This is a genomic window from Halomonas sp. CSM-2 (genome assembly GCF_002119345.1).
Lineage (GTDB): Bacteria > Pseudomonadota > Gammaproteobacteria > Pseudomonadales > Halomonadaceae > Vreelandella > Vreelandella janggokensis.
In genome coordinates, this window is sequence record NZ_NBYR01000002.1 from 98655 (window position 1) to 120814 (window position 22160).

Genomic DNA, 22160 nt, shown 5'->3' on the forward strand with positions numbered 1-22160 from the left:
ACGCTCTCGTCAATCGAGACCGTGGCTTAACGTCAGCTCAATGAGCACGCTTATCAAGCAGCGGGTTTTGCCACCAGCGAGCGGGTTTCTTCACGGGCTTCGGTGAGCACGACGCGAAGGCTGTCGCCGAGCTTGTAGCGCTCTTCACCTTCGATCTGGATGCGGCCCTCTTTATCGTCGATGACCACCTTGCTGCGGTCGCTGTGCATCAAGGGGGCGGGGATAAAGGCGGTGGCGCCGTTTTCGACCAGGCGAACGCGCATGCCGCCACGGTTGATTGCCATGATCTCGGCGTCAAAGGTGTCCTGGTTTTGCGCTGCCGGTGTCAGGTAGCGCACATAGAGCCAGTCTTTGACGTCGCGCTCGGCCATGCGATTCAGACGGCGGCGCTCGGTCAACTGCTCGGTGAGCTGCTGACTGGCTTCGGCCGGAGCCTGTTCACCCTTCAGCACGCGCTTGATCAAGCGATGGTTGACCATATCGCCGTACTTACGAATCGGCGAGGTCCAGGTGGCGTAGGCGGCAAGGCCCAAGCCAAAGTGCGGGCCGGGTTGGGCCGACATGCTGGTAAAGCCCTGGAAGCGGCGCAGGCGGGCATCCAGCCAGGCGTCGTCGCGGCTTTCCAGCGCGCGCTTGAGGTCTTTGTAGTGGGCAAGCTCGGTTAACGCCTGCTGATCCACCTCAATTTCCTGACCCGCCAGGAACTCCTGCGCGGCTTCGGCTTTCTCGGGCTCAAAGGCGCGGTGCACGTTGAAGATGCCGTGGCCGATGTGCTGGGCGAGGAAATCGGCGCAACAGGCGTTGGCGGCAATCATCGACTCTTCGATCATGCGGTTGGCAATCCGCCGATCCTCGGTGCGAATCCCCAGAACATTCCCCGCATCGTCCAGGTCAAAGACATAGTCGGGACGATCCTTGAAGACCAGGGCATGCTCGTTACGCCAGGCGGTACGCGCTTCGGTTAAATCGCGCAGCGCGGTCAGCTGTTCGGCAATGTTATCCGCTGGTGCCCAGTCACCCTGGCCGTCGATCCAGTCAGACACATGGTCGTAAGCCAGTTTGGCGTGGGATTTAACAGTGGCGGCAAAAAAGCGGTAATTGCCCAGGCTACCGTCGGCATTGATATCCAGCGTGCAGGCCAGTGCCGGGCGTTCTTGGTCCTCCCACAGCGAGCACAGCTCATCCGACAACTTCTCTGGCAGCATGGTGACGTTCTGGCCGGGCAAATACACCGTAAAGGCGCGGGTGCGCGCTTCGAGATCGGCGGCGTGGCCTTCTTCCACATAGGCGGTAGGGTCGGCGATGGCGACGCTCATCTGCCAGCCGCCTTCGGCGCGCGGCGTGACGTGCAGCGCGTCATCCATATCGCGGGTTTTTTCACCGTCGATGGTAAAGAAGGGCTGTGCCGTCAGGTCTTCACGGGCGAGGCCTTCATCGTGCAGTGGCCAGTCGTCGCCCGCATTGGGAGATGCCTGTTCAAGGGCATGACGGGCAAGCGTGACACGCCATGGCACGGCGGGGTCGTCGGATTTGGCTACCAGCTCGTCAATCTGGCTGAAAAAACCGCGATCATTTTCTTTCAGCGGGTGACGCACCAGGCGGGCGACGACCCAATCACCATCCGCAATGGTCGACTCATCCAGGCTGTTCTTGATGCGCGCTTTAAGCACGTTACGGATCGAGGGATGATCCGGCACGACGGCAAGGCGGTCTTCGCGCTTTTGCACACGAGCAACAAAACGGTCGAGCCCCGCTTCAATCAGCTTCTCGGGCTCAAGGGATTTTTTATCGCCGTTTTCATGGATGACGCCCTCGACACGGTCGCCGTGCAGCACCTGTTTCATGGCGGGGGGCGGCACGAAATAGGATTCACCGTCGTCGGTTTCAAGAAACCCGAAGCCTTTCTCGGTAGCTTTGATCACCCCTTCGGCACGTGGGGTGGTATCGCGAATCTGTTGCTTGAGCGAGGCAAGCACGGAATTGTTTTGCAGCATGAGGTCAATCAGTTGGCGAAGGATAGGGTGCCACTATACGGATTACCGCGGGCCGCGCCAATTGTCGTTGCCGTTGGTCGATTTGGAAGACGACAAGTCAACTACTTACATGCAGTTTGCCGAATCGGGTAAGCTATTGGTTCATCACTCGGGAGCGCGCTATGACACCACGGCTAATTGTTTCGGATCTGGATGGAACCCTGCTGGGGAGTGATCATCGGCTGCACGATGAGACGGTTGACGTACTTCGCCAGTTGCATGGTCAGGGGCATCACGTCGCGCTGGCGTCGGGCCGTCATTATCACGATATGCGGGTGTTCCGTGATCAACTGGCGATTCCGGCGCACTTGATCAGTACCAACGGCGCTTATGTGCACGACCCGCAGGATACCTTGCTCGCCGCCAACCATGTTGCCCCGGAACACGCACAGACACTGATCGATCTTCCGCGCCCGCCCCAGGTACGGCTTAATCTTTACCGTGAAAGCGGCTGGCATATCGATGCTGAGGCCCCGCACTTACTGTCACTTCATGCGTCTACCGGCTTTCGTTATGACGTCGTACCGCCCGCGCAGATGGACACGAACGGTGTCGGCAAAGTGCTTTATCTGGGCGACCCAGCCGCGTTGAAACGGCTGGAGGCCCAGGCGCAGGAAGCTCATGGTGACGCGCTGCATATTACCTACTCGACAGTCGATTCGCTGGAAATCATGGCCCGCGGCGTCAACAAAGGGGTCGCGCTATCATCACTGCTGGAACGGTTGGGGTTAACGGTCGCCGACTGCCTCGCCTTTGGCGATAACCTCAACGATACCGAAATGCTGGATCTGGCGGGTGAAGCCCAGGTGATGGCCAACGCCCATCCGGCGTTGTCTGATCGCGTCACCGGCGCTAAACGTATTGGTCATCATGGTGAGGCGGCGGTTGCCCAGTGGTTACGCGAGCGCTTTGCGCTGTAACAGGCTACCACCTTAGTCGAGGCAGCCTTGTCACCTGCGCTTGGCTCGCCCATGATCATCTTCCCTTATAATAATGGCGTGGGATCAGCCTGCCTCGATGACAACCGCTACCATGACATCGTCCACCCCGACCAAGCCCGCCACGCTGTTCGTGGTCGACGACGACCCGGAAATATGTGAACTGCTGGCAGATTATCTGGGTCGTCATGGCTATCATGTGCTTACCGCCCAGGATGCCGATGCGTTGAGAACCCTTATGCAACAGACGTCGGCAGATCTACTGATCGTCGATCTGATGCTGCCGGGGGACGATGGCTTTTCGATCTGCCGTGAAGTGCGACGGCAAAGCGACGTGCCGATTATCATGCTCACCGCCAGTGCCGATGAAACCGACCGCATTCTGGGCCTGGAGTTGGGCGCCGATGACTATCTTGGCAAGCCGTTCAACCCGCGCGAACTGCTGGCGCGCATCAAGGCGGTCATGCGTAGAACCCGACCCGCTCAACTCGCATCCAGCGCTGATCAGGCGCGCTGCGTGAGCTTCGGCGGCTGGCAGCTGGATCGGATGACCCGGGAACTGATCGACCAGCAGGGCGAACGTACAGCGTTGTCCGGGGCCGATTTTCAACTGCTTCAGGTCTTCCTGGAGCGCCCCGCCACGGTACTGTCCCGCGACGATCTCTATGCGCTCACCCGTGGCCGCGACGCCCCGCCGCTGGACCGCTCGATCGATGTACACGTCTGCCGACTTCGCCAGCGACTGGGCGAAGACGCCCAGCATTCGCAACTGATCCGCACCGTCCGGGGAGCGGGTTACATATTAACCGCCCGTGTTGACGCGCTGACGTGACCCCTTTGCGCTGGCTAGCCCTCAAGCGGCGTGTCGCGCGCTGGTTGCCGACCACGTTACGCGGTCGCTTCGTGATTATCATGCTGGCCGGGGTGTTGGTCGCTCAGGTGGCAAGCTATGCGATCTGGACGTCTCAAGTGCGTTCCAGTCAGTTGCGACAGCTGGATGAGCTGTCGACCAATATGGCGTTCAGTATCGCATCCACGATGCAGTATTTTCGTTCATTGCCCTATGAGTATCGACACATCGTGCTCGACCAGTTGCGCAACATGGGCGGCACGCGATTTTTTGTCAGCATCAACGAGCGGCGCTTGACCATCGAGGATATTGGCTCGGGCCCGGAGAAGCGGGTGGTGGTGGATAACGTGCGCAATATTCTCACCGAGCAGCTCAATATCGACGATGTGGTGGTGGAGTTCTCCCGGCCCGAGACGCTTCGCGTCTTGAATAACGAAGTGTTACTCAAGGACTTGCCGCCGCGATGGGGCCAGCATAGCCTGCTGATGGAGCCACTTTCGCCCCCGATTCTGGTGGTCCAACTGGAGCTGGCTCCGGACACCTGGCTTTACGTGGCCACGCTGCTGGGGGTGCCGGATATTTTCACCGGCTATCGCTGGCTTTCCGAAGAGCGCGTACTGGTCGGGCTACTGGTGCTGCTCAGCGTGATAGCCCTGTCATTGATGGGGATTCGTAGTGCGACCCGCCCCCTGGCTCGGCTCTCCAGAGCGGCACTGCAGCTTGGCGACGACCTGGATATGCCGCCGCTCAAGGAGAGTGGGCCCAAAGAGGTCGCCGCCACCGCGGTGGCATTCAACCGGATGCAACAGCGTATTCGGGAGCAGATCGAGGAACGCGAACGGTTGTTTTCGGCGATCTCTCATGATCTGAAAACGCCGCTGACGCGCCTGCGTCTGCGCGCCGAAATGCTGGAGGATGAGGTTCAGCGGGAGCGCTTTTGTGCGGCCCTGGACGAACTCGATAGCCTGGTCAAGGGCGCACTGGCGTCGGTAAAAGGCCTGGATCTGCACGAAACGCCAGAGCCGGTGGACCTTGCGTCACTCATAGACGATATCGCCGGGGAACTTCGACTTCAGGGCGGCTACGTAACGGTCCAGGGCAAGGCCGCACCACTCATGGTCAAGCCGATGGCCTTCAAGCGCTGTCTGGCGAATCTGCTGGAAAATGCCGTCTTCTATGGTCACCACGCGGATGTATCGCTGGCGGACCAGGCGGGCGTCGTGACGATCCAGATTCGCGACCACGGCCCTGGCATTCCGGACGACCAGTTTTCCCGTGTGTTCTCGCCGTTTGTTCGCCTGGAGCCGTCGCGCAGCCGCCATACCGGGGGCAGTGGGCTCGGCCTGGGTATTGCCCGCCACATCGCCCGTGCCCACGGCGGCGATATCCAACTGGCGAATCATCCAGAGGGCGGTCTGTGCGTCACCCTGACCGTGCCGCACCATGAAACTATTACGGATTTGTAATAAACCTTAAACACTATGCAGGACTCGGTAACGCCCATGGGAGCGTATATACAGTACGCTGTTGGATGTCATTGACGATACACAACAACAACAGCAGGAGTTACCCATGCCCATGTTGAAGAAAACCGCGTTGAACAAAACTTCCCTTGTCCTTGCCACCACGCTCGCTGGCCTCACCATGACCGGCCAGGCTCAGGCCAATGAGGTAGAAGTACTGCACTGGTGGACCTCCGGTGGTGAAGCGCGGGCGGCTAACGTGCTCAAAGATCTGATGGAGGCTGAAGGTTACGGATGGAAAGATTTTGCCGTTGCCGGTGGTGGGGGTGAAACGGCCATGACGGTGCTCAAGTCGCGTGCCATGTCGGGCAACCCGCCCTCGGCGGCACAGATCAAGGGACCCGAGATTCAAGAGTGGGGCGAGCTTGGCTTGCTCGGCAGCCTGAATGATGTCGCTGAGGCGGAAGATTGGGATGCGTTATTGCCCGATGTTGTTGCCGACATCATGCAGTACGACGGCGAGTACGTGGCAGTGCCGGCCAACGTTCACCGGGTCAACTGGCTATGGGCCAACCCGGAGGTACTGGATGACGCTGGCGTTGAAATGCCCACTACCCTTGATGAGCTGTTTGACGCAGGCGAGGCCATTCGCGATGCGGGCTATATTCCGCTAGCGCATGGTGGTCAGGCGTGGCAGGACGCCACCATCTTTGAAAGCGTTGTGATCGGCAGTCAGGGGGGCGAATTTTATCAGCGCGCGTTAGTCGATCTTGACCCCGAGGCCCTGGGCGGCGATCAGATGGTTGATGCACTGGAGGACTTCAAGCGGTTGCGCACACTGATGGATGACGGCATGTCCGGGCGCGACTGGAATATCGCCACCGGGATGGTGATCGACGGTGAGGCCGCCATGCAGATGATGGGCGACTGGGCCAAAGGCGAGTTTACTGCCCGAGGTCTGACAGCAGGGGAGGACTACCTGTGCGCCCCGGCACCGGGAACCGAGGATGTCTTTGCTTTCAATATCGACAGCCTGGCCATGTTCCGGGTCAGCGATGACGACGAGCGGGAAGCCCAGCAGGCGCTGGCCCGTCTGGTACTCGAGCCCACCTTCCAGGAAGCCTTCAATCTGGCCAAGGGCTCGATTCCCGCACGGCCCGATCTGGACATGAGCGAGTTTGACAGCTGTGCACAGCAGTCGCTCAGCGATTTCCAGCGCACCGCTGAAGAGGGCGGGCTGGTGCCGAGCATGGCGCACGGTATGGCCGTACGTGCTGATATCCAGGGGGCTATCTTCGACGTGGTGACCAACTACTTCAACGACGACGACATGCAAGCCGAAGAAGCCGCGGAGCGGCTGGTCAACGCGGCTGAAGCAGCCTCGTTCTAACGTTCATTCGCAACCTGTATAGGCGCTGACCGGCACCGCCGTGCTGGCGGCGCCATCGCTTCCTGGCGAGGACGTTTCCCCATGAAAAACACTTCTACGGCGCGTGTCGGGCATCCTGCTCCGCGTGCCTCGACCTCGAGTGGGTTGCAGGCGTGGTTACCACGCCTGGTGTTTGCCCCCTCGGTGGCCATTTCGCTGTTCTTTGTTTACGGCTTCATGCTGTGGACCTTTATTCTGTCGCTGACCAGCTCACGCATGCTGCCCAGCTACGACTTTGTCGGCTTTGGTCAGTATGCGCGCTTGATGCAAAACGATCGCTGGTGGGTGGCATCCACCAACCTGATGATTTTCGGCTCGCTGTTCGTGGTGATTTGCCTGGTGATTGGCGTACTGCTGGCGATGCTGCTCGACCAGAAAATCCGCCAGGAAGGCGCATTGCGCACGATTTACCTCTACCCCATGGCGCTATCTTTTATCGTCACCGGGGTCGTCTGGAAGTGGTTGCTGAACCCCAGTCTGGGGATTCAGGCCATGGTCCGCAGTTGGGGCTTCGAGTCATTCCGCTTTGACTGGCTGGTCGATTCGGACATGGTGATTTACACCCTGGTGATTGCCGCCGTATGGCAGGCGTCAGGGTTTGTCATGGCGCTGTTTCTGGCCGGATTGAGGGGCATTGACGACAGCATCATCAAGGCCGCCCAGTTGGATGGTGCCAGCCTGCCGCGTGTTTACTGGCGGGTGGTAATGCCCTGCCTGCGCCCCGTGGTGTTCAGCGCGGTGATGATCCTGGCGCACATTGCCATCAAGAGTTTCGACCTGGTGGTTGCCTTGACAGGCGGTGGACCCGGTTATGCATCCGACCTGCCCGCCACCTTCATGTACGCCCATGCGTTTAACCGCGCGCAGATTGGCCTGGGCTCGGCGAGCGCAATGCTAATGCTGGGCGGTGTGCTGGCCATTCTGATTCCGTATCTGTATTCCGAATTGAGGAGCCGTCGGCATGGCTAATGTGATTCGTCGTCAAACGCTAGCCGCGCGCGTCAGTCGACTGGCGGTATACAGCGTGCTGATCCTCGCGGCCCTGTTCTATCTCCTGCCGCTGGCGGTGATGTTGATGACCTCGGTGAAACCGCTCAGTGAAATCAGCGCCGGCACGCTGCTGACACTGCCGCAAAACCCGACGCTGGCGCCATGGACCAAAGCCTGGGGCGAGGCCTGTACCGGCATGCGCTGTGATGGGGTTGGCGGCTACTTCTGGAATTCCTTCGCGATTGTGATTCCCGCCGTGCTGATCTCCACAACGATTGGTGCACTGAACGGCTACGCGCTGACCAAATGGCGCTTCAAAGGCTCGGAACTGGTTTTTGCGCTGATGCTGTTTGGCTGTTTCATTCCGTTTCAGGTGGTGTTGCTGCCCATGGCGCAAACCCTGGGGTGGCTGGGTATTTCAAGCTCCCGTGCGGGGTTGGTTCTGGTGCACGTGGTGTTCGGGATTGCCTTTACGACGCTGTTTTTCCGCAACTTTTATGTCGGCATTCCCAATGAACTGGTATCAGCGGCAAAGCTGGATGGCGCGGGGTTCTTCCGTATTTTCTGGCGTATCCTTCTGCCCGTCTCGACACCGATCATCGTGGTATCGGTGATCTGGCAGTTTACCCAGATATGGAACGACTTTCTGTTCGGGGTGGCGTTCTCGGCCCACAACACCCAGCCCGTCACCGTGGCGCTCAATAACCTGGTCAATACCTCCACCGGCGTGCGCGAATACAACGTGGATATGGCAGCCGCGATGATCGCTGCGCTGCCCACCTTGGTGGTCTACGTGCTGGCAGGAAAATACTTCGTGCGTGGGCTGACGGCGGGCTCGGTTAAAGGCTAATAACAAATAGGATTTTCATTATGGCAGCGTTAGAAATCCACAATGTGCGCAAAGAGTTTGGCGCAGAGCGGGTCCTTAAAGATGTCAGCATCTCGATTGATTCCGGCGAGTTTCTGATATTGGTGGGCCCGTCTGGCTGCGGCAAGTCGACGTTAATGAACACCATTGCCGGGCTCGAACCGGTCACCAGCGGCAATATTTATATCGATGGCGAAGACGTCACCTGGCGTCCCCCGTCTGATCGGGATATTGCCATGGTGTTCCAGTCCTATGCCCTCTACCCGAGCATGACGGTGCGTCAGAACATCAGCTTCGGGCTTGAAATGCGCAAGGTGCCAAAGCCAGAGCGTGAGGCTGCGGTCGAGCGCGTCGCCGACCTGCTGCAGATCACTCCGTTGCTTGAGCGCAAGCCTTCGCAACTGTCAGGCGGGCAACGCCAGCGGGTGGCCATGGGGCGTGCGCTGGCGCGGGAGCCCAAGGTCTATCTGTTTGATGAGCCGCTATCCAATCTGGACGCCAAGCTGCGGGTGGATATGCGCACCGAGATCAAAAAGCTTCACCAGCGTCTGGGCACAACGATTGTTTACGTGACCCACGATCAGGTTGAGGCAATGACGCTGGCAGACTGCATTGCGGTCATGCGTGACGGACATATTTTGCAGCTAGGCAGCCCAGACGAGGTGTATAACAATCCGGTGGATATGTTCGTGGCCGGTTTTATGGGGTCGCCATCGATGAACTTTATCAGCGCGATGCTTGAGCGTGATGGTGACGGCTATGCGGTACGTATCGCCACGCCGGATGAGGAGGACCTGTGCCTGCCCTGGCCAGCGGCACGGGTTACCGACGCCATGACCGAGCAGCTGGGCAAGCCGGTGACTCTGGGCCTGCGCCCCGAGCATTTCAGCGAGGAGGATGAGCGCTTGAGCGCCCAGGCGGAAGGGACGCTGATGCATGCCAGCGTCACCGTCGTTGAGCCGACCGGCGCCGATATGCTGCTGCGCCTGCCACTGGGTGAGCAGGAGGTCACCGCGCGGGTAGGGCCCAAATGTGCCGTTGCCCCCGGCGAACGCCTGGCGCTGCGGGTTGATATGGCCCGGGCGATCCTGTTCAACGCCGAGACCGAGAAGCGACTCGCGTAAGCGTTCAAACCTGCGGACAAAAAAAGCCCTGCCAGATCAGCAGGGCTTTTTTGTCACCGTTTTCCTTTCAACTGCGTAAGTGCCGCAATTCGCCATTGAGCGCCTTGATGATCGAGTAGCACATCAACAGGAGTACAATGGAGAACGGAATCGCGGTGGCGGTGACGCCCGCCTGAAGCGCTGACAGCCCACCGCCGATGAGCAGCACGATCGCGATGAGACCTTCCACGATTGCCCAGAACATCCGCTGCGGCCGTGGCGCATCGATCTTGCCACCGGCGGTGATGGTATCGATCACCAGGGAACCGGAGTCCGAGGAGGTGACAAAGAAGATCAGCGCCAGGATGATGCCCAGGGTCGACATCAGGCCGGTCAGCGGCAGTTCGTTGAGCATGCCGAACAGCGAAAGCTCGGGCCTGTAGCTGTCGATCACATACTCCTTGACCAGGCTGGCGGCAGGATTGGCGTAGAGCTGATCGAGCGCGGTTGAGCCGAAGACACCCATCCAGATAAAGATGAACAGGCTGGGTACCAGCAGCACACAAAGCACGAACTCACGCACCGTACGGCCCCGCGATACCCGTGCGATGAACATACCGACGAACGGTGCCCAACTGATCCACCACGCCCAGTAGAAGATGGTCCAGGACTGGCGATAGGCATCGTCGTCACGGCCGAAAGGCGCTGATAATGGCAGAAAGTCAGTGACATAGGTGGCAAGTCCTGACCAGAACCCGCTGAGCGCGACCAGGGTGGGACCGGCGAACAGCACGAAAAAGAAGAACAGGACGGCCAGGATCATGTTGATCTCGGAGAGCTTCTTCAAGCCGCCCTCTAGCCCGCGCCAGACCGATACCAGCGCCACTGCGGTGACCAGAATGATGACGATGACCTGGGTGAAGGTACTCACCTCCAGGCCGAAGACGAAGTTCATCCCCGCATTGGCCTGCTGAGCCCCAAGCCCGAGCGAGGTCGCCAGCCCAAAGAGGGTGGAAAACACTGCCAGAATATCGATGACATGCCCCCACCAGCCCCAGACGCGCTCGCCGAGAATCGGAAAGAACGCCGAGCGGATAGAGAAGGGTAGGCCCTTGTTGTAGGTAAAGATGCCCAGTGCCAGTGCCATCACCACATACACTGCCCAGCCGTGGATGCCCCAATGCAGGTAGGTGCCAGCAAGGCCCAGGGCGCTGGCGTCGGCAATTGCGTCAGGGTTCAACTCCCCGTCGCTCCCGAACGGCGAGGTAACCCCCAAAGGCAGGGAGACGTTGGCATGATAAACCGGCTCCAGCACCCCGAAGAACAGCAGGCCGATGCCGATCCCGGCGGTGAACAGCATCGCAAACCAGGAGAGGTAGCTGTGCTCCGGACGGGCATCAGGGCCGCCCAGCCTGACCGATCCGTGGGGCAGGACGACCAGCGCCAGGGAAAACAGAATAAAGAAGTCCACGATGATCATGAAGTACCAGTCCAGTGTCCCCGTGGAGAAGGCGACGATGGCCTGGAAGGTGTTGCTTGCCCGATCGGGGAACAACAGGGTGAGGAGAATGAAAATAATTGACGCAACTGCTGATACAGCAAAGACCCGGTTGTGAATATCAAAACCAAAGGGGCCGAGATTTCCTGAGATATTGTCTTGGCCAACGACATAGTCAGTCTGCATGTCGTCTGCCATGGGTGGGGATTCAGAATCGCTTGAATCATTCATGCAAGATTTCTCCTCATTCGAGAATGGTGAGACAAGCGACTATCATGGCGACAATCAGCGTTGAAACCTAACGGGCTTTCAACGGAAGCCGCCTATCAGGATGTTTACTGCCGGGATGAGCGGTCTTGAGGCGTGGTTTCCTTGTCGAGGCGCTTGATTTGTCGCCACAGATCCTGGCGCAAGTCGCTGAGTTTGGGTTGCTCTTCGGCGGTAAAAGCCACCGGGCGGCACAGCTGTTGCGCGCGTAGCCCAAGGCGGGCGCTGAGCAGTCCGGTGGCGAGGCCCTGGCCGGCCCTTGCGGACAGGCGACTGGCCAGATCCAGCGATAGCATATCCATGCTGGCATCGGTGGCGAGCTCGCTTGCCCCGGCAAACGCCATGTTATGCAACACGTGGCGAAACAGCCGCAGACGGCTGGCGTAGCCCAGTTCAAGGCCATAAAGACGGCATAGCCGATCCACCATCGCCAGGCTGCGCCAGGCCACCAGCGCCATGTCGACCAGTGTCAGGGGGCTGACTGCCACCATGATGGCGGTTTCGCCGGACATGCGTGTAATCAAGCGCTGTGCTTCCCGGTCCCGGGGGGCGAGGAGGTGGTAGCGCAATAATGTCTGGATCTCTTCGCCGCTATGGTGGGGCTGACAGGCGCCTCTGAACGCTTGCCAGTGCGGATCATCGTCGGCCAGCTTGAGCTGGCGTTTGAGCTGTTCGGCCATCTGCTGGGCTTGCTTGGCAGAGCGTTCAGGCAGCTCGGCCAGGTCGCTGCGCAGCCGGTCGTGGCGTTTTAAGCGTCTTAAGCGGCCCAGTTCCTTGAGCAACGATAATCCGCCCAGTCCGATCAAACCAATGCCGAATGCCTGCCAGGCCATCGTCAACCACTGGGACTGGGCCATCGCCTCGGGAATACCCGTGGCCAGTTCCAGGGTGCCCAATACGGCGCCCCCGCCCAGCGCCAGCATCAGCCCCCAGCGGCGTTTGCGCGGCGCGCCTAGACGAGCCTCGGGGAGGGCTTTTTCCTCGGCGGTAGGGGGCAGGGGCTGGTGGTGATCGGTAGGCGTAAAGGTTTTACGCTGGCGCAGCTCGGCATCAGGACCGTCGCGGGTTTCCTGGGGGTCATCAAGGCTGAAGTGCCGACGTGGCTGAGGGGTGGTCATGTGAGTTTATCTCCAATCAGCCAATCGATAGCGGCGTCCATGCGAATGTGACCAAGGGCTTCAGATCGCGTATCCATTGGGCGAAAGCTGGGGAAGTCGAAGCCTTGCTGTTGCCAGAAGTCGTGCGTCGGCAAGCGGGGCGGCACATCGCCGGGATACACCAGGACATCTTCGCCCTCAAGCGTGGTGCCCCGCAGGGCGGGCGAACGCTGACCGTTATGCACCACTTCGCGGGCTTCGGTGGCACGAATCGCGGCCAGCGAAAGTGCCTTGACAGGAATGTTGGCAAAGCGCAGATCCTTGAGCGGCTCGGCCAGCAGAGCTTCCAGCAGTTGTACGACATGGCGGTGCTGGTCGGGGGTGACATGGTCCGCTTTGGTGGCGGCGATGGCCAGCTTATCGATCTTGGGGGCAAACAGCCGCGTCAAAAGGCTTCGCTGGCCATAATCAAAGCTGTGCATCAGCTGGCTGAGCGCCTGGGACAGGTCCTCGAACCGCTCAGGCCCGGCATTGAGCGCACCCAATACATCCACCAGGACGATCTGGCGGTCGAAGCGGCGGAAATGGTCACGGTAAAAGGGGCGCACGACCTGCTGCTGGTAGTAGCGAAAGCGCGCCGCCAGGGTGGCATACAGGCTGTCAGGAGGAAGTGCCTCCAGTTGTTCTTTGGGCATATTGAGCTTGGGAAGCGGGAAAAACTGCAATACCGGCGCCCCGTCCAGCTCGCCTGGCAATAAAAACCGCCCCGGCTGGAGGTTGGAGAACCCGGCCTGTTTGGCGCGTCGAAGCCCCTGAGCATAAGCTTCAGCTAGGCTTGCCAGTTGCGCTTCGTCGGCGTCGGCAGCGGGGTCGAGGGTTTCCACCTCGGTCAGCCATTCTTGGAACATGGCGCGGCGCTGGTCGCCTGAGTGCAGCGGCTGTGCCTGGCACCAACTGTAAAAATCGTGCTGCAGCAGTGGTAAATCGAGCAGCCACTCGCCGGGATAATCGAATAAATCCAGCGTGAGATGGGCGATGTCGGGCGCTAACCAGCCCTGATGAGCGGGGCGGTAGCGTAACTGCAGACGCAGTTCGCTGATCCCCCGGGTGGGCTCAGGCCAACGGGGTGGGGTATCGCGCAGCGCGGCCATTCCCGGGTCGTAGGGAAATCGCGGCACGCCCAGGTCAGGCTGGTTAAGGCGTTGGGCGCCGAGCAAGCGCCCCTCGCGGGCTGCCGGCAGCAGGTCTAGCTGTGCTTCAACGCCAGCGTGGCGGAGTTGATTGACCAGGGAGGTCAAAAAGGCCGTTTTGCCCGCCTGGGAGAGGCCGGTGACCGCCAGCCGAAGCTGGCGGTCGCGGCCGCGTTCTATCAGGTTACTCAGCTCGCGATGAAACGGCTGGCGCATGGCGCGTTGTCCTCTATCAAGGTTTGCAAAGCTCAGCTTCTGCTTAACGTGGTACCCAGTAGATGTTGGGCACCGGGGACCAGCCATACGGGATCCAGACGGGTATTGGCGGCCTCGACACACACAAAGCGTTTGGCGGCCTCGATAGAGGTATCAGCAGGGGGCTGTTGGTCCGGGTGCCACACCACGGTGGAATCGCTGGACTGTTTGCCGATGCGCAGCGTGCGGGGGCCGTCATGAAGCATCACGGCTTCATTGGAGTGATAGATACGGTCTACCGCACCGCGAATGGCCAGGATGCCTTGCTGCTCGCTTTCCGCAAAGTCGCGCAGCTTGTCGAGATAGCGTGCACCGGTCAACCCTTCCAGTCGGCACTGATGAGCATCGTCGACCGCGAGATAGGAATGCAGTGCGCCACTGACCTTTACCGGGCTTTCGCCCACGTTTTCAGTGATCAATTCCACTGCGAGCCGCTGGGCATTGGCCTGGACGACCGCGCGCACCGTCAGTTGGGAGTGCAACGGCTGCGTCGGGGAGAGGTGAAGTTCGATTCCCTCGGCATGTTCATCGACCGCTTCCAACCGCCAGTCGGCATGCCGCGCCAAGCCGTGGAAGGTGCCGCTCCGGTCGGGCGTTTCGTCAGCGTAGCGTTCATCGGCAAACCAGGGCCAGCAAAGCGGAATGCCGCCACGGATGGCGCCAGGCATGGGCTGTGGGGTGGGGGTTACCCATAACCAGCCAAGGTCATTGGGTGGTCGAAAGTGCAGCACCTGGGCACCTTGCAGCGAGACAATCAGTTCCCCCCAGGGGGCGTTGAACAGTACAAGGTCGCGGCCTTGCCAGTGAGACGTTTGCTGGCCGTCTACACCATCAAGCAACTGCTGGAGGGAGTCGGGAATCATAGGCAATCCTTTTTTCAGCGTAGCCACTGTCAATGAATATTATTAACGCCGTGTGCTATGTTAAAACACGCAAGGAAACAGGATAACATTAACCACAGGTACGGAAAGGAGGCGATATGGGTTTCATTGCTTGGTTGATTATTGGTGGTCTGGCTGGCTGGATTGCTGGCAACATCATGCGAGGCGGAGGTTTTGGCGTTTTGGGCAATATCGGCGTCGGCATTGTGGGCGCCGTCTTGGGTGGTTTCCTGTTTAGCCTGTTGGGTCTGCAGGCCGGTGGGTTTATCGGGTCACTGGTAACGGCCATCGTCGGCGCTGTGGTGTTGCTGTGGGTTATCAGCAAGGTGAAACAGTCCTAGCGTCCTAGTCGGCAATTAACCGTTGGGCACTTGCCACGAACCCGCGCCGTTAAGCGCGGGTTCGTGTGTTTTGGGCGTTACCAGCCGCCCTGGCTTTCAAGCAGGCTGCGCGTATTGTTGTTCAACGCAAGCCTGAAGTCGGCACTCCCCAGGACCATGGCATCACTTGAACGCACCACGCGGGCACTGACGTAGACATAATCCTGCCCCTGTGCGTAGGTTCCCATCAAGATGGAGCGTGCATCGTGCTGTGCGCTCAGACGCTGAACTTGCCGAGACAGGATCAGCTCGCCAACGCTTTCTTCGATAAACATGCTGTCGCGCATCTTGACCTCGCGCACCTGCATGCCCTGGCGCCCCAGTGCCGATGCCATGAGTTCCGAGCTGATACGCCCAAGCGTGGAGGATTGACTCAGGTTGTCGATGCTCACGAACGTCGCGGCAATCATGGGGCTATAACGTGTTATGTCGGGGTTGCTTGCCACCATCTGCTCAGCCGCTTTTTGTGCAAGTTCGGGCAGGTCTGGAGCGGGTTCCTGTTGTTGCGTATTACCGCCGCCAAGCGCACTACAACCCATAAGGCTCAATACAAAAAGACCGGCCGTTAACCACCGGATAGCGGAAAGCGGGCGCGTTAAGTGCATAACGGAAAATGACATCGCAGACATGGCATTACCACCTATCCGTAATGGAAACCGACGGCGTTGACGGCGCTGAGGGGGTACGGTCGGGCGCATAGTGACGTCGGTCGCCGCTGTTAATGTAATAAATGTTCGACGATGAATAGAGGATTTGCTCACCGTCGAGAATCTGGGTGGTGACGATGATCTCTTCGTTACCGGTGTGTGTCCAACTGCCGCTGGTCACGTCAGCGGCGACAGCGGCCGGGATAAGTCCCAGGGCGGGTTCCGCCCATTGATTGATCGGTATCGCGGCCACGGCTATACCGCCTGCCAAGGCGGTGAATGCCCCCATCGGTGGGCGTACAAAGTCTCGATCCCGGTGCTCAACGACGTCAACGTCAATATGAACCTCGGCGCTGCTGGGCAGAGGTTTGGTGGTCAGGTTGGCACCGCGCGAGACCAGTTCACTGGTGAGCAGAGTCCGAAAGCCGCGGCCAAATTCGCCGCCGCTGTAGGCGTGGTTGGCGTCTTGCGGGGCATCCGGGATGTGTAAATCGCGGAAACGGACACGCTCGCGCTTCAGGATCTGCGTCGCCTCATGGCGGGCAAGAACATTCCAGTGATGGGCAGCCTGCATGCGCTGCTGTTCACTATAGGGATACGTAGTGGCAATGGGCGCTTGCGAGGTATTGGCATAGAAGCAGCCACTTAGCGTCAGACAGGCCATGCCGATGACGAGTGGGCGTAGCGCTGACGAGGGTATATCAATTTTACGGGTGCGCACCGGGTGGTTCCTTCTCGCTACGAAACGGCTTTTTGATAGACTAGGCAGCGCTAATGACAACGCCACGCATTAATAGTCGGCCAGGGGGCCAAAAACTTGAATGAGTAATCACACGGATGCTTGAAGATCACCGCAGTGGACCTCGCCACGACTCGCTCATGTCCCCGTACCGTGAAGATGACAGCGGTAGCATCTGGATGGTGAGCTACATCGATATCATGACGCTGCTGGTGGCGCTGTTTGTGATCATTATTGCGGCAGCCGGTGCCACAAGCCCGGCGTGGATGGCCACAGAACCACCACCTGAACCGCTTTTTGATTCGCCTCTGCCGCTTGAAGTACCGCTGCCAGAAGCCCTTGCCAATATGCGTGATGAGCGAAGATATTCAACCAACTGGCTGGGTGGCGAGTTGCTGACCAGCACGATCACGGCGGCTCAGGGGGTGGCTGGGCGCCCCAGACGAACCACGCGGGGTGTCCCCCCGCTGCTCGCCATGCCTGACCCGGTAGCAGAATCACCAGCCGCGTTGCCTGAACGCCGTTTGCCGATGCCCTTGGTGCCGGTTGAACAGTCAGCGCTTCAATTTCCGCTGGCTGATTATATGGTGGTCCTCACGGATAACCCCCCAAGTAATGTCGAGACGCTCAGCGATAATGCCATTGACGCTGCATTGGCCCTGAGAGAGCAGATGGAGAGCTCCCCTTATCTACCTGATTTAGAAGGTGTCGAAGTCTCACGGGTAGAAGAAGGTATCAGTTTGCGAGTGCAGGACAAGCTGCTGTTTCCCTCAGCAGAAGCCGGGTTAACCGATGGTGGAAGCGAACTGATCAGCACGTTGCTTGACACCATCCAGCGTTATGACGGTGAAGTATGGGTTGAGGGCCATACGGATAGTCGAACGATTGACACCCCTGAATATTCATCCAACTGGGCGCTATCCAGTGCCCGGGCGATCGCGATTGTGGAGGCCTTGGAAGAGGCGGGCGTTGCATCGGATCGCTTACGTGCCGTTGGGCTGGCGGCTACTCAATCCCTGGCAGATAATGACACGGCAGAAGGGCGGGCGCGTAACCGCCGAGTCGAAGTTGTCATCCACGTAGAATAAAACCCTTGCAGAAAAAAAGCCCGCCGGGGAAGGCGGGCATAAAGGGCTTGGCTCACTGCAGCCCACTGGCAGAGGGGGTGGGGTGTACAGGGTTGCCAGTGGGTACAATTTGAGTATAGCTATTTATTAAGTCTTGCCAAGCTTTGTATTGGTTTTTTTGTTATCAAATGTAATGCTGGGCGGCACCATCCTGGCGCTGGTGTCTGTGCATGCCCTCCCTGAGTGCACCAAAAAAGCGCGCTGCAATGTCTGCCTCGGGGGCAACCGTTCTCGCCTCTGGGTATTCCCCCTCTCCACCTTATGGATATCAAAGCGTTAAAAGTGTTGGCACGTATTGTGCTAGGCAATAAACACGCTGTCATCGCCATCTCCAACAAGTGGTGATTGAGCGCGTCCACCGCTTAGCAGTAGAGAGGCTGCGCCATGCTTGAACACGCCAGCGCTTCGGCGCCCCCCGATGACCAAGTGGAGCTGTCGCGCCTCGTGGTCACCGACCTCGACGGTTCGCTGCTTGACCACCATAGCTATGACGCTTCCCCGGCGAGGACTTGGCTCGCCCGATTAAAGCAGGCGAAGATACCGGTGATCCCCGTGACCAGTAAAACGCGTGCTGAACTGCTTCCTCTGCGTGAAACGCTTGGGCTAACGATGACCCCGTTCGTGGCTGAAAATGGTGCTGTCATCGGCCTTCCGCCTGGTTGGTGCCACGCGCGGCTGGATCGGCCGGGCAACGGCCGCGACGGGATGGTCATCAAGCATCCAAGCGTTGATATTGGCTTTATTCGGGCCCGTTTGAAGGTCTGGCGCAAACGGCTCGATGTGCGGTTTACCCCGATGAGTGAGCTTACCCTTGACGACTTGACGGGGCTGACCGGACTCGACGCTATCCAGGCACAACTTGCCCGCCAGCGCGAGGGTAGCGAGCCCTTGCTGTGGCACGACGATGACGCGTCGCTGGAGACGTTTCGCCGCGCCCTGGAAGGTGACGGCCTGCAACTTACCCAGGGTGGCCGCTTTTATCATGTTATGGGTCGTGCATCCGACAAGGGCAGTGCGGTCACCTGGCTGGTTGGGCGATTCCGGGCGCTGCGCGGTCGTGAGCCGCTGTCCATCGGCCTGGGCGATGGCCCCAACGACGTGTCGATGTTAAACGTCGTCGATCAGGCGGTCGTGATCCGTGGCCACCATGAGCTGACGGTTAACCCTACTAACCCCCATCTTTACCGCACACAAGCCACTGGCCCCGAGGGCTGGGTGGAAGGCATGTCTCACTGGTGGGGTAACGCGTTTACGCCGACCAATCCGCGTGATGCAAAGGAGGCAAACGCATGAGTGATTTCCACCAGAATGGCGTGATTACTGACTTTCACAATCTGACGCGTCGCCCGGTTGAGGCGCTGGAAGAAGAACTCAGCCAGTTTGCCCGGCGGCGCCCGATGGGGTTGATCCTGCCATCATTGTTTTCAGAGCTTGAGGGTCCGGCACTTTCGGCCATTGTCGATGAGCTGGTCAAGGTACCCTACCTCGGCGAGATCGTGATTGGCCTGGACCGGGCCGATCGCGAGCAGTTTTTATATGCACGGGAGTTCTTTTCACGCCTGCCTCAGCACACACGTATCCTATGGAACGACGGGCCCCGCCTGCGTGCCCTGGACACCGAGCTTGAACAGCACGGGCTGGGCGCACTTGAACCTGGTAAAGGGCGCAATGTCTGGTATTGCGCGGGTTATGTATTGGCGTCTGGGCGGTCATCGGTGGTGGGGCTGCACGACTGCGATATTCTGACCTACGACCGGGGGCTGCTGGCGCGATTGATGTACCCGGTTGCCCATCCCCGTTTTAACTACAGTTTCTGCAAGGGCTACTACCCGCGCATTGCCGAGGGAAAACTCAACGGGCGAGTATCGCGCCTGATGGTGACGCCGCTGCTGAGGGCGCTAAAAACTGTGTGTGGTCCGTTGCCTTACCTCGATTACCTGGACAGCTTCCGCTATCCGCTCTCGGGTGAGTTCGCCATGCGTAGCGACGTGTTGGAGGGGATCCGCATCCCGGCAGACTGGGGGCTTGAGATTGGCGTTCTCTCCGAGCTTCAGCGCAATTACTCGCCGCGTCAGCTTTGTCAGGTCGACATTGCCGATGCCTACGACCATAAGCACCAGCCGGTCAGCGAGGAAAACCCTGATACCGGTTTGAACCGCATGAGCCTGGATATCGCCAAAGCCCTTTACCGAAAGCTGGCCACTCAAGGGATCACGTTCAGCAGTGAAGATTTTCGCACCCTGAAAGCCACCTACTACCGGCTGGCGTTGGACCTGATCGAGGCTTATGACCATGACGCCACTATGAACGGTTTGAGTCTGGATCGTCACAGCGAAGAGCAGGCCGTTGAACTGTTCGCCAGCAACCTGCTGGAAGCGGGCAACCTGTTTCTGGATAATCCCCGCGAACGACCCTTTATTCCCAGTTGGAACCGCGTTCAGGCAGCGGTGCCCGACATTCTAACGCGAATGCATGAGGCAGTAGAGCTGGATAACCAGGGCGATGTTTAAGGTGGTTTTAGCCAATGTGCGAGGACTGGCTGGGCAGGCCATGTAAGGGACTTGCCCAGCCAGAAAGGCTTTATTTAGCCATGGCGAGAGGAGGGAAGGGTCTGCATTGCGGCTTGGGACCCGGCAATCTGGAAATGTGAAACCCGCTGGCGTAGCTCAAAGCTGAGATCCGCCAAGCGTTGGGTGGCCCCGGTGCTTTCTTGTACCAGTCCGGCATTTTGCTGGGTCATTTGATCCATCTGGGTGACAGCCTCGTTGACCTGCTCGATGCCATAGCTTTGTTCCTTGGTAGCCGCCGAGATTTCTTTCACTAACGTATCAAGCTGCCGAATATTGTCGACGATACCGCTAATCACGCTACCGGTGTCGCGCACCTGGCGGCTACCTTGCGTGATATGGGTGTCAGAGTTGTCGATCAGTGTCTTAATCTCTTGTGCCGCTGCCGCTGCCGCTGAACGGCTGGCCAGTTGGCGGACTTCACTGGCGACCACGGCAAAGCCACGCCCCTGTTCACCCGCCCGAGCCGCTTCAACAGAGGCGTTAAGCGCCAATATATTGGTTTGAAATGCAATCGAGTCGATCGTCTCGATGATACTGCTCATTTGTTTCGCGCTATCGTTAATCGTCGACATGGTATCGATCACCGATGCCATCGCTTCGCTACCTTGCTGAGCATTGTCGGTGGTTTTGCTTGCCAACTGGCTTGCGTGGTCAGCGTGTTCGGCGTTTTGTTTTACCGTTGCCGTCAGTTGCTCCATGCTGGAAGCGGTCTCGGCGAGAGACGCCGCTTGTTGTTCTGTCCGCGTGGATAACTCTTCGTTAACGCCGACGATCTGTTCAACAGAGGTGTTCACGTTATCCGCGCTCTGGTGAATGCTGCCAATGGTGTCTGATAGCGTTTCACGCATACGATCAATATCAAACAGCAGGCTTTGCTGATCGCGGGCGGAGAGTTGTGTCGTGCGCGTTAAATCGCCGTCGGCAATATGCCGAACCACGCTGGCGGCGTAGCGTGGGTCACCCCCTAAACGGCGGGACACATCGCGAATCACCCAGCCCATCAGTAGCGTCACCGGCACCCCAATGATCAGCAAAATAACGGCTGAGCGAATCAGACTCGACACAAACGCCGCGTTGATATCGTCGACATACACGCCGGAGGCCAGCGACCACCCCCATTCGGGCAAGTGGTCGACGTAGCTCAACTTGGGAATTTGCTCCTCACCGCCCAGGCGGGTGGAGTAGTAACCTACGTGACCGCCTCCAGCCTGCGCCACTTCGAGCAGCTCGGCATACAGCAGTAGGCCGCTGGCATCCTGGTAGTCCGTCATGCTGGTGCCGGTATCGCGGCTAGGGTGAGAAACGATGTTCAGGTCGTTATCAAACGCAAAAATATACTCGCCGTCCCCAAAGCGAACGCTGGCCATGTTGTCTACGGCCCGCTCTTGGGCTTCTTCAAGGCTCAGTTCTCCTGCATCGACTTTTGCCTGGAGCGCCTCAATCTGGCTATGTACGCTTTCGATAACGTACTGCAGGCTATCCCGCCGTTCACTCTCGATGGTTTGTCGATTTTCCCATGCCAGCCAACCGACCATTAACAGCATGGCGATCCAGATAATGGCAAGCGTACCCCACAGTTTTTGTGTTGTTGTCATGCGCGTCATAATGCTTCCTGATGATGTCGATAATATGTGTTATGTGTGAGAACCAGCCACATAGTACTTATCGACCCGATCAGTAAAATCTTGACTAACCATGCGAGTTGTCCAGTTAATAAATTTTATTGTTTATATGTAAAATATTTATATTAATTTCTTCTAATTTATTGGCTTATACAAGCCAGAGGCGACAATATTGCCGCCTCTGGCCGATAGCATCGTCTGATGGGGGGGGTA

General features: G+C 58.9%; 19 protein-coding genes. 11 read left to right on the forward strand and 8 right to left on the reverse strand.

Annotated elements, in window-relative coordinates; genetic code table 11:
- Positions 1-53: 53 nt before the first annotated feature.
- On the reverse strand, positions 54-1994 hold the full coding sequence (locus B7L15_RS01945) for an exoribonuclease II (RefSeq protein ID WP_085917375.1): 1941 nt from the start codon (positions 1992-1994) through the stop codon (positions 54-56).
- A gap of 161 nt (positions 1995-2155) precedes the next feature.
- Here B7L15_RS01945 and B7L15_RS01950 point away from each other — a divergent pair, with 161 nt between their 5' ends.
- The 7 genes from B7L15_RS01950 (at position 2156) to B7L15_RS01980 (ending at position 9695) form a co-directional block, all read left to right on the forward strand.
- Positions 2156-2953: a Cof-type HAD-IIB family hydrolase gene (locus B7L15_RS01950; RefSeq protein ID WP_085917376.1), complete on the forward strand. Its 798-nt coding sequence runs from the start codon at positions 2156-2158 to the stop codon at positions 2951-2953.
- A 112-nt stretch (positions 2954-3065) separates the two neighbouring features.
- Positions 3066-3803: a response regulator gene (locus B7L15_RS01955; protein ID WP_085917517.1), complete on the forward strand. Its 738-nt coding sequence runs from the start codon at positions 3066-3068 to the stop codon at positions 3801-3803.
- A gap of 80 nt (positions 3804-3883) precedes the next feature.
- A complete protein-coding gene (locus B7L15_RS01960) occupies positions 3884-5287 on the forward strand; it encodes an ATP-binding protein (RefSeq protein WP_085917518.1) in 1404 nt (467 codons plus the stop codon).
- Between the two features lie 106 nt (positions 5288-5393).
- Complete coding sequence (locus B7L15_RS01965) at positions 5394-6674, forward strand: ABC transporter substrate-binding protein (RefSeq protein WP_085917377.1); 1281 nt, start codon at positions 5394-5396, stop codon at positions 6672-6674.
- An 81-nt stretch (positions 6675-6755) separates the two neighbouring features.
- Positions 6756-7682, forward strand: coding sequence for a carbohydrate ABC transporter permease (locus B7L15_RS01970; RefSeq protein WP_085917378.1), 927 nt, complete (start codon positions 6756-6758; stop codon positions 7680-7682).
- Positions 7675-8553, forward strand: a complete 879-nt coding sequence (locus tag B7L15_RS01975; RefSeq protein ID WP_066322350.1) for a carbohydrate ABC transporter permease — start codon at positions 7675-7677, stop codon at positions 8551-8553. Before B7L15_RS01970 ends, B7L15_RS01975 begins: the two co-directional genes overlap by 8 nt.
- Before the next feature lie 20 nt (positions 8554-8573).
- Positions 8574-9695 carry an ABC transporter ATP-binding protein gene (locus B7L15_RS01980; protein ID WP_085917379.1) on the forward strand — a complete coding sequence of 374 codons (1122 nt, stop codon included), beginning with the start codon at positions 8574-8576 and terminating at the stop codon, positions 9693-9695.
- 67 nt (positions 9696-9762) lie between these two features.
- On the opposite strand, the gene B7L15_RS01985 is transcribed toward B7L15_RS01980, so the two are convergent.
- The 4 genes from B7L15_RS01985 to B7L15_RS02000 form a co-directional block, all read right to left on the reverse strand.
- Entirely contained in the window at positions 9763-11403 is a 1641-nt protein-coding gene (locus B7L15_RS01985; RefSeq protein WP_085917380.1) for a BCCT family transporter, read from the reverse strand.
- Between the two features lie 104 nt (positions 11404-11507).
- A complete protein-coding gene (locus tag B7L15_RS01990) occupies positions 11508-12557 on the reverse strand; it encodes a YcjF family protein (protein WP_085917381.1) in 1050 nt (349 codons plus the stop codon).
- Complete coding sequence (locus B7L15_RS01995; protein ID WP_085917382.1) at positions 12554-13942, reverse strand: YcjX family protein; 1389 nt, start codon at positions 13940-13942, stop codon at positions 12554-12556. Before B7L15_RS01995 ends, B7L15_RS01990 begins: the two co-directional genes overlap by 4 nt.
- Positions 13943-13974: 32 nt before the next feature.
- Complete coding sequence (locus B7L15_RS02000; protein WP_085917383.1) at positions 13975-14844, reverse strand: D-hexose-6-phosphate mutarotase; 870 nt, start codon at positions 14842-14844, stop codon at positions 13975-13977.
- Positions 14845-14960: 116 nt separating this feature from the next.
- On the opposite strand from B7L15_RS02000, the gene B7L15_RS02005 reads away from it, so the two are divergent.
- On the forward strand, positions 14961-15203 hold the full coding sequence (locus B7L15_RS02005; protein ID WP_085917384.1) for a GlsB/YeaQ/YmgE family stress response membrane protein: 243 nt from the start codon (positions 14961-14963) through the stop codon (positions 15201-15203).
- Positions 15204-15280: 77 nt separating this feature from the next.
- On the opposite strand, the gene B7L15_RS02010 is transcribed toward B7L15_RS02005, so the two are convergent.
- Both B7L15_RS02010 and B7L15_RS02015 read right to left on the reverse strand, forming a co-directional pair.
- The gene (locus B7L15_RS02010) at positions 15281-15871 is read right to left on the reverse strand and encodes a FlgO family outer membrane protein (protein WP_176243616.1); all 591 of its coding nucleotides are present in this window, start codon (positions 15869-15871) and stop codon (positions 15281-15283) included.
- 4 nt (positions 15872-15875) lie between these two features.
- Positions 15876-16553, reverse strand: a complete 678-nt coding sequence (locus B7L15_RS02015) for a hypothetical protein (protein WP_085917520.1) — start codon at positions 16551-16553, stop codon at positions 15876-15878.
- A gap of 173 nt (positions 16554-16726) precedes the next feature.
- On the opposite strand from B7L15_RS02015, the gene B7L15_RS02020 reads away from it, so the two are divergent.
- From B7L15_RS02020 to B7L15_RS02030, 3 genes are all read left to right on the forward strand, one after another.
- A complete protein-coding gene (locus B7L15_RS02020) occupies positions 16727-17716 on the forward strand; it encodes an OmpA family protein (protein ID WP_085917385.1) in 990 nt (329 codons plus the stop codon).
- A 423-nt stretch (positions 17717-18139) separates the two neighbouring features.
- Positions 18140-19048 carry an HAD-IIB family hydrolase gene (locus B7L15_RS02025; protein WP_085917386.1) on the forward strand — a complete coding sequence of 303 codons (909 nt, stop codon included), beginning with the start codon at positions 18140-18142 and terminating at the stop codon, positions 19046-19048.
- Positions 19045-20265, forward strand: coding sequence for a glycosyl transferase (locus B7L15_RS02030; protein ID WP_085917387.1), 1221 nt, complete (start codon positions 19045-19047; stop codon positions 20263-20265). The genes B7L15_RS02025 and B7L15_RS02030 overlap by 4 nt, the downstream gene beginning before the upstream one ends.
- A gap of 74 nt (positions 20266-20339) precedes the next feature.
- Here the strand turns inward: B7L15_RS02030 and B7L15_RS02035 are convergent, their stop codons facing one another.
- A complete protein-coding gene (locus tag B7L15_RS02035; RefSeq protein WP_085917388.1) occupies positions 20340-21929 on the reverse strand; it encodes a methyl-accepting chemotaxis protein in 1590 nt (529 codons plus the stop codon).
- Positions 21930-22160 lie beyond the last annotated feature (231 nt).